8 protein-coding genes are annotated in these 10221 nt (G+C 71.5%); 1 reads left to right on the top strand and 7 read right to left on the bottom strand.

From position 1 onward, the window contains the following. Both MB828_RS14460 and MB828_RS14455 read right to left on the bottom strand, forming a co-directional pair. Positions 1–1691 (bottom strand): alpha-1,4-glucan--maltose-1-phosphate maltosyltransferase (locus MB828_RS14460; RefSeq protein ID WP_301648494.1); only part of this gene is annotated, 1691 nt, incomplete at its 3' end. A 313-nt stretch (positions 1692–2004) separates the two neighbouring features. Then, on the bottom strand, positions 2005–3207 hold the full coding sequence (locus MB828_RS14455; protein WP_301648493.1) for a S8 family peptidase: 1203 nt from the start codon (positions 3205–3207) through the stop codon (positions 2005–2007). A gap of 190 nt (positions 3208–3397) precedes the next feature. Here MB828_RS14455 and glgP point away from each other — a divergent pair, with 190 nt between their 5' ends. Next, on the top strand, positions 3398–6022 hold the full coding sequence (gene glgP / locus MB828_RS14450) for an alpha-glucan family phosphorylase (RefSeq protein WP_301648492.1): 2625 nt from the start codon (positions 3398–3400) through the stop codon (positions 6020–6022). 3 nt (positions 6023–6025) lie between these two features. On the opposite strand, the gene MB828_RS14445 is transcribed toward glgP, so the two are convergent. From MB828_RS14445 to MB828_RS14425, 5 genes are all read right to left on the bottom strand, one after another. Then, positions 6026–6571 carry a hypothetical protein gene (locus tag MB828_RS14445; protein ID WP_301648491.1) on the bottom strand — a complete coding sequence of 182 codons (546 nt, stop codon included), beginning with the start codon at positions 6569–6571 and terminating at the stop codon, positions 6026–6028. 4 nt (positions 6572–6575) lie between these two features. Further along, positions 6576–6767, bottom strand: a complete 192-nt coding sequence (locus MB828_RS14440) for a hypothetical protein (RefSeq protein WP_301648490.1) — start codon at positions 6765–6767, stop codon at positions 6576–6578. 377 nt (positions 6768–7144) lie between these two features. Continuing rightward, positions 7145–7849, bottom strand: a complete 705-nt coding sequence (locus MB828_RS14435) for a Crp/Fnr family transcriptional regulator (protein ID WP_301648489.1) — start codon at positions 7847–7849, stop codon at positions 7145–7147. Positions 7850–7930: 81 nt separating this feature from the next. Then, entirely contained in the window at positions 7931–8449 is a 519-nt protein-coding gene (locus MB828_RS14430) for a DUF1990 family protein (protein WP_301648488.1), read from the bottom strand. A gap of 70 nt (positions 8450–8519) precedes the next feature. Then, positions 8520–10169: a M4 family metallopeptidase gene (locus MB828_RS14425; RefSeq protein WP_133027156.1), complete on the bottom strand. Its 1650-nt coding sequence runs from the start codon at positions 10167–10169 to the stop codon at positions 8520–8522. Positions 10170–10221 lie beyond the last annotated feature (52 nt).

The raw sequence follows: 10221 nt of genomic DNA, 5'->3' as shown, positions 1-10221 counted from the left end.
CGGTCCCAGTCGCGGGGTTTGAGCTGGTACTTCTCGGAGTCGAGGTATTCCTCGCTGCCCTCTTTGAGGGGGGTGTTCTCGCAGAGTTCGTAGCCGCTGTAGATGCCCCAGGTGGGGGAGAGGGTGGCGGCGAGCACGGCGCGGACCTCGAAGGCGGGGCGGTGGCCGTGCTGGAGGTAGGCGTGCAGGATGTCGGGGGTGTTGGCGAAGAAGTTGGGCCGCATGTAGGCGGCGCTCTCGGTCGCCAGTTCGGTGGCGTACTCGGTGAGTTCCTCTTTGGTGGTGCGCCAGGTGAAGTACGTGTAGGACTGCTGGAAGCCGATCTGGGCCAGGGTGCGCATCATCGCGGGGCGGGTGAAGGCCTCGGCGAGGAAGAGGACGTCGGGGTCGGCCGCGTTGATCTCGGCGATGACCCGTTCCCAGAACACGACGGGTTTGGTGTGCGGGTTGTCGACGCGGAAGATCCGTACCCCGCAGTCCATCCAGTGCCGCAGCACCCGCACGGTCTCGGTGATGAGGCCGTCCATGTCGGCGTCGAAGGCGATCGGGTAGATGTCCTGGTACTTCTTCGGCGGGTTCTCGGCGTAGGCGATGGTGCCGTCGGGGCGGTGGTGGAACCACTCGGGGTGTTTCTCCACCCAGGGGTGGTCCGGGGAGCACTGCAACGCGAAGTCCAGGGCGATCTCCAGGCCGTGGCGGGCGGCCTCGGCCACGAACCACCGGAAGTCCTCCAGCGTCCCGAGGTCCGGGTGGACGGCGTCGTGGCCGCCCTCGGGCGAACCGATCGCCCACGGCACCCCGACGTCGTCCGGGGTGGGCGTGAGGGTGTTGTTGCGGCCCTTGCGGAAGGTGGTGCCGATCGGGTGGATCGGGGGCAGGTAGACGACGTCGAAGCCCATCGCGGCGATCGCGGGCAGCCGGCGCGCGGCGGTGCGGAAGGTGCCGTGCGGCCGCTCGGGCGTGCCCTCCGAGCGCGGGAAGAACTCGTACCAGGAGCCGTACAGGGCGCGTTCACGCTCGACCAGCAGCGGCAACGGCTCCGAAGCGGTCACCAGCTCCCGCAGCGGGTGGCGGGCCAGCACCTTGTCCACCTCGGGGGTGAGGGCGGCGGCCAGCCGCCAGGGGGCGGGCCGGTCCTCGTCGCGCAGGGCGGCCGCGGCGGCGAGCACGATCTCCCGCTTCCTGGCCTTCGGCACCCCGGCGGCGGCCCGTTCGTAGAGCGCGGCGCCCTCCGCCAGGACCAGCTCGGTGTCGATGCCCGCCGGGATCTTGATCTGGGCGTGGTGGCGCCAGGTGGCGACCGGATCTCCCCACGCCTCCACCTGGTAGGTCCAACGGCCGGGTTTCTCCCCTGCGGTGACGGTGGCGCCCCAGCGGTCGGTGCCGGGGGCGAGCTCCCGCATCGGGGTCCAGGGGCCCGGACGGCCCTTCGGGTCCCTCAGCACGACGTTGGCGGCGACGGCGTCATGGCCCTCGCGGAAGACGGTGGCGGTGACCTCGAACGACTCCCCGACGACCGCCTTGGCGGGCCGGCGTCCCTGCTGGACCAGCGGACGGACGTCGAGGACGGGTATGCGGCCGACGGCCGTGGCGGCGTCCGCGGGGGGTGGCGCGCCGGACGACGTGCGTGGCGTCGGAGGTGCTGACGTGCGGGGGCTTGCGGGTGCTGACGAGTGGTGCGTGGCGGGCATGACCGCTCCTGTCCGCGGCAACGAGGGTGTGTGGGCGGATGGGTGGTGGGGAGGTGGGTCCTGCGTGTACCTGAAGGGTCTACCTGTGCTGGGTGTCCGCGCTGTGTCCGTGGGGTGTACCGGAGGAGCCTTCCCACCCTATTCGGGTGGGCAATCCGGCACTTTGTTAACTACTCAGTCGTATGTCTACGCACAAGACCGGCCCCGTTCAGGCCGAACGGGGCCGCTGGCGTGATCGCCCACCAGAAACCGCTTCCGGCCCCGGAGGCCGCCGCGCGGCTCCGAGGACCCCTTCCCGACCCCGAAGACCGCTCTACGACTCCGGCACCCGGAGGAGTCTGTTCGGCGATCCGGGTCCCGCATCGGACACCTGCCCGCTCGACGCCCCCGCAATCAGGGCGTCGGCGACCTGGGCCGGTGTGGCCCTCGGGTGTCCGGCGAGATAGAGCGCGGCGGCGCCCGCCACGTGCGGCGACGCCATCGACGTGCCCGACCGGGTCTGCTGCGCGGTGTCGCTTCCGTTCCCGTCCGAGACGACCGACACGCCCGGGGCGAACAGGTCGACGGCGGAACCGTAGTCGGAGAAGTCCGCGCGGGTGCCGGCCCGGTCGACGGCACCCACGGTGAGGGCCTGCGGCACGTCGGCCGGTGAGTAACGGGCGGCGGGGCCGCCGTCGTTGCCGGCGGCGACCGTGTACGTCACGCCGGATCTGATCGAGTTCCGTACGGCGGTGTCGAGTTCGGGGCTGTGATAACCGCCCAGGCTGAGGTTGGCGACCGCGGGTCCCCGGGCGTGGGCGGTGACCCAGTCGACACCGGCGATGACCTGGGCGGTGGTGCCCGTCCCCGTGTCGTCCAGGACCTTGACGGAGACCACCCGCGCCCTCTTGGCGACGCCGTACCGGGTGCCCGCGACGGTGCCGGCGACATGTGTCCCGTGCCCGTTGCCGTCACCGGCGGACCGGTCGTCGCCGACGAAGTCCCAGCCGTAGCTCGCCCGTCCGCCGAAGTCGCGGTGGCTGATCCGGATCCCGGTGTCGATCACGTAGACGGTGACCCCGGCGCCCGCCGACCCCGGTGCGGTGTACGCGCCGTCCAGCGGCAGCGTCGGCTGGTCGACGCGGTCGAGCCCCCAGGACGGCGGGTTCGACTGGGTGTCCGCCAGGGCGACCCGGCGGTCCTGGACGACGGCGGCGACCCGGGAGTCCGCGGCGAGCCGCCGGGCCTGGGCAGCGCTTGCCCTGACCGCGTAGCCGTTCAGCACGCTGCCGTAAGTATGGCTTATTGTCGCCCCATAGCGGGCGGCGACCGCCCGACCGGCCGCCGAGCCGCCCTTGACCCCGTCCCTCAGTGTCACCAGGTAACTCCCGCCGACCGAGCCGGGTTCGCCGGCGCCGGCTATGGTCCCCTCCGGTACGGCGTGCGCGGGCAGGGTGGCGGCCGACAGCACCGCCGCCGTGACGACCGCGGTCAGGCCCCCCACCAGCCGCAGCCGCCGGGTACGTGTCCGTGCCATGGCTGTGAGTCCCCTCCTCGGCTCAGGCAGGCAGGGTCTCGTACAGGACGAAAGCCGACAAGAAGGCACCCGGGGGGCGAAGGCCGGCGGCAGCCCCCGGCGGCACCCCGACACCGGTACCGTCGACACAGACGCGAGCCGCACACTGCCGTACGGCTCCCACGCGAACGCGAAACGCACGAGGTGGAATGTGAAGGCGATCCGTCGGTTCACCGTCCGTCCCGTTCTCCCCGAACCCCTCCGTCCCCTCAGCGACCTGGCCCGCAACCTGCGCTGGTCCTGGCACGCCGAGACACGCGATCTCTTCCAGTCCGTCGACCCCGAGCGCTGGGCCGCCTCGGAGGGCGATCCGGTGCGGCTGCTCGGCAGCGTGCCTCCGGCGCGTCTCGCCGAACTGGCCGGGGACCGCCGGTTCCTGCGCCGGCTGACCGCGGTCGCCGACGACCTCAGCGACTACCTGACCGGCGACCGCTGGTACCAGTCACGGCCCGAGTCCGCCGAACTGCCCGCCGCCGTCGCCTACTTCTCACCCGAGTTCGGCATCACGGCGGCCCTGCCCCAGTACTCGGGCGGTCTCGGCATCCTGGCCGGCGACCACCTCAAGTCGGCCAGCGACCTGGGCGTGCCGCTGATCGGGGTCGGACTGCTGTACCGGCACGGCTACTTCCGGCAGACCCTGTCCCGGGACGGCTGGCAGCAGGAGCACTATCCCGTCCTCGACCCCAACGAACTCCCGGTGGCGCTGCTGAAGGAGGCCGACGGCACCCCGGCGCACGTCTCCCTCGCGCTGCCCGGCGGCCGGCTGCTGCGCGCCCGGATCTGGCTGGCCCAGGTGGGCCGGGTGCCGCTGCTGATGCTGGACTCCGACGTCGAGGAGAACGACCTCGTCGAACGCGGTGTCACCGACCGGCTCTACGGAGGCGGCAGCGAACACCGCCTCCTCCAGGAGATGCTGCTGGGCATAGGAGGGGTGCGCGCCGTACGGACGTACTGCCGGCTGACCGGGCACCCCGAGCCGGAGGTCTTCCACACCAACGAGGGGCACGCCGGCTTCCTGGGCCTGGAACGCATCGGCGAACTCGTCGCCACCGGACTCGACTTCGACGCGGCGCTGGAGGCGGTACGGGCCGGTACCGTCTTCACCACCCACACCCCCGTCCCGGCCGGCATCGACCGCTTCGACCGCGAGCTGGTCGCCCACCACTTCGGTGCCGACGCCGAACTCCCGGGCGTCGACGTCGAGCGGGTCCTGCGGCTCGGCATGGAGACCTACCCCGGCGGCGAACCCAACCTCTTCAACATGGCCGTGATGGGCCTGCGGCTCGCCCAGCGCGCCAACGGGGTGTCGCTGCTGCACGGCAACGTCAGCCGGGAGATGTTCGCCGGGCTGTGGCCGGGGTTCGACCCCGACGAGGTGCCGATCACCTCCGTCACGAACGGGGTGCACGCCCCGACCTGGGTGGCCCCGGAGGTGGTGCGGCTGGGCGCCCGGCAGCTCGGTGACCGCCGTACCGAGGAGGCGCTGACCGTGGGCGGCCCGGAGCGCTGGGACGCCGTCGCCGGGGTCGCCGCCCAGGAGATCTGGGAGCTGCGCCGGGCGCTGCGGGAACAGCTGGTCCTGGAGGTGCGGGCGCGGCTGCGCGCGTCCTGGCGGCAACGGGGGGCGGGGACGGCCGAGCTGGGGTGGATCGACCAGGTGCTCGACCCGGACGTCCTCACCATCGGGTTCGCGCGCCGGGTCCCGTCGTACAAGCGGCTCACGCTCATGCTGCGTGACCGTGACCGGCTGATGGACCTGTTGCTGCACCCGGAGCGCCCCCTCCAGATCGTGGTGGCCGGCAAGGCGCACCCGGCGGACGACGGCGGCAAGCGGCTGGTGCAGGAACTGGTCCGGTTCACCGACGACCCGCGCGTCCGCCACCGCGTCGTCTTCCTGCCCGACTACGGCATGGCGATGGCGCAGAAGCTGCTGTCCGGCTGCGACATCTGGCTCAACAACCCGCTGCGCCCGCTGGAGGCGTGCGGGACGAGCGGGATGAAGTCGGCCCTGAACGGCGGGCTCAACCTCTCCGTCCTGGACGGCTGGTGGGACGAGTGGTTCCAGCCGGACTTCGGCTGGGCGATCCCGACCGCGGACGGCGCGGGCACCGACCCGGAGCGCCGCGACGACATCGAGGCGGACGCCCTCTACGACCTCCTCGAACAGCGCGTCACCCCGCGTTTCTACGAGCGCGGCCGCACCGGCCTGCCCGACCGCTGGATCGAGATGGTCCGCCAGACCCTCACCCTGCTCGGTCCCAAGGTGCTGGCGGGGCGCATGGTCCGCGAGTACGTGGAGCGTCTCTACACGCCGGCGGCCCACGCCCACCGGTCCATGACGTCCGGTGCGGCCCGGGAAATGGCGGCCTGGAAGGGCAGGGTGCGGGCGGCCTGGCACGGGGTGACCGTCGACCATGTGGCGACCACCGCGGCCCCGGCCACCGCGGAACTCGGCACCACCCTCGCGCTGCGCGTCCGCGTCCGCCTGGGCGAGCTCACCCCCGACGACGTGGAGGTCCAGGCCGTCGCCGGCCGGGTCGACCCCGAGGACCGCATCACGGACGCCGAGACGGCCCCGCTGAAGCCGACGTCGGGCCCGGACCCGGAGGGCCACTGGACCTACGAGGGTCCGCTGTCCCTCGACCGCACGGGCCCCTACGGCTACACGGTCCGCATCCTCCCGGCCCACCCGCTCCTCGCCACGAACGCCGAACTGGGCCTGGTCACAGCCCCCTCGGAGGACACGGCGGAGGGAGCGGGGCTCCTGATGCGCTGACGGTCAGTTCCCCCACCAGAGGGGGGCCTCGGGGAACTTCCGCCGGACGCGAGAGAGGTCGTCGCGGTCCTTCTCACGGCCCAGACGCTCCTTCCACCGGTAGGTGTCCTGGAGCGTCAGGAACCGCAGACCGTCGACGACCTCTGCGTTCTCGATGAGCTGTGCGACATTTCCGAACAGGGGAGGGAACCAGGCGTTCAGGACCTCGATGGGCCCGACGGGTCGTGCCTTTCTCTCGACGACGCCGACGGACAGCACGTCCCCGTACGGCGCCGGCTGAAGGGAACCGAGGGGCTGGGCCTGTCTCCAGCATCTCTCTCCCGCGACGACGTCCAGATCGGACACCTCGTCCCGCAGGTCGCGGATGTACAGCGGGGCGCTGCCCGCGATGACGAAGTCGTCGGCGGGCAGCGCCAGGCCCTTCAGGTCCTTGAAGAGGCCGGTGTTCAGACGCTTGTGCAGCACCGGACACCGGGAGTCCACGATGGTGCCGGGCGCATCGCCCGAAGTGGTGCTGTGGAGGAGTTCCCGGGGTCCGGTGCGGTTCACGGGACTAGCCCTGGAGTGCCGAGAAGGAGGAGACCAGCGGCGGGATGGCGGAGACGAACCCCGCCAGCGCCGTGATCACCACGGCGACCCGCGCCGGTGAGCTCTTCTTCATCTTCGAGACCGCGTAGCCCGCGAGTCCCAGTGCGGCGATGGCCACTGCTCCGCTGATCGCCAGAATCCATACGTGTGCCGACACTTTGTCTCCTGTGAGCCTGGTTGCCGAGCCCTGCGGGACGGACGACGGCCGGCGCCTTGGTAGGAGGCGCCGTGAACAGCCGTCGAACGGAACACAACCCTAGGGTGCGGGGGGTCCCGCTTCCAGAGCCGCCCGCCGCCGCGCGTCGGGGCCCGGCGGGTTTCCCGAACCCTGTCATGTGGCGTGGTCTCGCCCCAGCAGTGACGTCTAGGCTGTTGACGTCGCACGGAGGTCTTCTTTGCCGAGCCCTCGTCCGGCATGCGCGCAGGCGAGCTGCGGGGGTGGTAGCCCGCAGTTTGCCTGCGTTTCGATGACGGGTCCGTCTTGCGGAAGGCGTAGCACGCGTACGCTCGCGGGCCGCTTGGGCGCTCGACGGCTCAGCCGTGGGCCGCTTCGGTGAGCGCTTCGGGGTCGCGCAGCAGCACCCGCCGGTAGCCGATGTCGATCAGGCCGCCGTCGCGGAACTCCTGGAGGGCCCTGGCGACCGACCGGGGCGAGGCGGACACGAGCGCCGCCAGTTCGGGCTGGGTCAGGGGCAGTTCGAGGACCGTGCCGTGTTCGGTCCTGCGGCCCAGTGAGGCGGCCAGGCTGAGCAGGACGCGCGCCAGCCGCACCCGGACGCCGTAGGTGTGCACCTCGACCCGGGCCACGGACGCCTCGCGGAGCTTGGCGCTGAGCACCCGGATCATGGCGGTCGCCAGCTCGGGATGTGTCTCGGCCAGCTGGAGGAAGACGTGGTTGGCCAGAATCGTGGCCGTGACCCGGCCGGCCGCGATGACCGTGGCGGACCGCAGGGGATTGCGGCCCAGCGCGGACAGCTCACCGATGACGTCTCCGGGCCCGCGGATGGCGAGCAGCGTCTCCTGGCCCGTGGGGGCCGCCGCCGACACCTTCACCAGCCCCTCCGCGATCATGAGGAGGTACGACGACGGATCGCCTTCCCGGAACAGCACGTCGCCGGCCGCGTACGACCGGAGGGTTCCGGCCTGGAGCAGGGTCCGGCGTGCGCCGTCGGAGAGCTGGCCGAGATAGCTGCCCGGTGCCCACGAGGCGAACGGCCCGGGCTTACCGCCTTCCGCCACGTGCGACCTCCCCGGTCGGCCGAGACCCCCGATCATCGCAGACGGCGCGATCCGGTGGAAACCCCGGAACTTCGGCCACCCCTAGCCCAGGGCGTCCGTGTCGTCCGAGCACAGCCTGCGCAGTACCGTCCCGCACCTGCGGGCGTACGCCTGTTGCAGGCCCCGGGTCGCCGGGCCGGCGGCTCGCGTGTACCACTTGGCCGGTCTGCTGAAGGCCGCGACCGTCAGCCAGACCGTGCCGTCGCCGGTGCGGTCGACCACGAAGGCCTCCTCGCCGGACTCGGGGTGGCCGGCGAGGGTGCCGTAGGCCCAGCCCGCGCGGCGGGACTCGTCCAGGGTCCAGACGATCCGGCAGGGGGCCCTGACGAGGCCGGCGAGGGTGACCGTGACGTCCACACCGGGGGCCGCCCGTTCGGCGGCGGTGTCGATGCCCACGCCCAGGGCGCGGTGGAGTTCCCAGGTGAGGACGGCCTCGGTGGCCCGCTGGAAGGCCTCGCGCCCCTCGCCTATGCGCGTGCGCACGTGAAGCGGGTGGAAGCCCGGCGGGCAGGCGGCGAGATTGTCGCGGGTCGCGCCCACCGCGTCGTACGTGAAGGACATGGCAGACAAGGGTAGGGCGGGCCCCGGGGACATCCTCGCCCCGGGGCCCGCCCGCCGTGCAACTATCGGGTCACGAGGTGACGTTGACGGCCGTCCAGGCCGCCGCCACCGCGTTGTACTCGGTGCTGCCCGAGCCGTACAGGGCGGCCGCCGCCGAGAGCGTCCCGGTGCGCGCCGACTTGTAGTTGGTGGTCGACGTGAAGTACGTCGTCAGCGCCTTGTACCAGATCTGCAGCGCCTTGGCGCGGCCGATGCCGGTGACCGTGGAGCTGTTGTACGTCGGGGAGTTGTAGGACACCCCGTTGATCGTCTTCGAGCCGCTGCCCTCGGACAGCAGGTAGAAGAAGTGGTTCGCGACACCGGACGAGTAGTGCACGTCCAGGTTCTTCACCGACGAGGACCAGTAGTCGGCGGAGGCGCCGTCCTTGCTGGGCTTGTCCAGGTAGCGCAGCGGGGTGCCGTCACCGTTGATGTTGATCTTCTCGCCGATGAGGTAGTCGCCGACGTCGGAGGAGTTGTTGGCGTAGAACTCCACACCGGTGCCGAAGATGTCCGAGGTGGCCTCGTTCAGGCCGCCGGACTCACCGCTGTAGTTGAGGCCGGCGGTGTTGGCGGTGACACCGTGGCTCATCTCGTGGCCGGCCACGTCCAGCGAGGTCAGCGGGTGGGTGTTGCTGGAACCGTCGCCGTAGGTCATGCAGAAGCAGCTGTCGTCCCAGAACGCGTTGACGTAGGAGCTGCCGTAGTGGACCCGGGAGTAGGCGCCCACGCCGTTGTTCTTGATGCCGCTGCGGCCGAAGGTGTCCTTGTAGAAGTCCCAGGTCTCCTGCGCGCCGTAGGCGGCGTCGGCGGCCGCGGTCTGGTCGGTGCTGGAGCTGGAGGCGGCGCCGGTGCCCCAGACGTTGTCCGCGTCCGTGAACAGGGTGCCGGTGCCCGAGCTGGTGCCGTGGCTCAGGTTGTACGTCTTGTGGCCGCCGCGCGTGGTGTCGTACAGCTGGTACGTCGAGCCCGACAGGTTCGTGGTGAGGCTGACCGTGCCCGAGTACAGGGTCTTGCCGGTGCCGGTGGCGTTCTCGATGCCCTGGTACTCGAAGAGCTTCTTGCCGGTCGCCGCGTCGGTGATGACGTGCAGCTGGTTCGGGGTGCCGTCGTCCTGGAAGCCGCCGACGACCGTCTCGTAGGCGAGGACGGGGGTGCCGGAGCCGGCCCAGATGACCTTGCGGGCGCCGTCGGCCGCGGACTTGGCGGAGCCCAGCGCCTTGGCGGCGGTGAGCGCGGTCTTCTCCGCCTTGGCGGTGCTGATCCCCGGCTTGAGCGAGGCCACCTTGATGGTCGCCTTGGTCGCCCGGGTGACGCCCTCGGACTTGCCGGACTTGGAGGTGTGCACGACCAGGTCGCCGCCGAGCACGGGCAGGCCCGCGTAGGTGCGCTCGTAGCGCGTGTGGACGGTGCCGTCGACGTCCTTCACGACGTCCTTGACGACCAGCTTCTCCTTGGCGCCGAGGCCTATCTCCTGCGCGGTCTCCGCGACGTCCGCCTGCGCCTTCTGGATCAGCGCGGTGCGGGCGGAGTTGGAGAGCAGGGTGGGGGCGGCGGCCAGTGGCTGCTTCGCGGCGGCGGTGGCGTTGGTGGTCAGGCCCGTGGTGAGCAGGGCGCCGGCGGCGACAGCGGTGGCTACGGCCAGAGTGGTGCGCTTGTGACGCGCGTAGAGGGGGCTCACTCAAGCTCCTTCATGATGTGGGGAGTCCGGGCCGGAGTGGGGTCGCCGGCCC

It is taken from the genome of Streptomyces arenae, from assembly GCF_022343545.1.
GTDB classification, from domain to species: Bacteria; Actinomycetota; Actinomycetes; order Streptomycetales; family Streptomycetaceae; genus Streptomyces; species Streptomyces humi.
The sequence above is the reverse complement of the archived record's forward strand: the minus strand, read 5'-3'. Positions and strand labels throughout refer to the sequence as shown.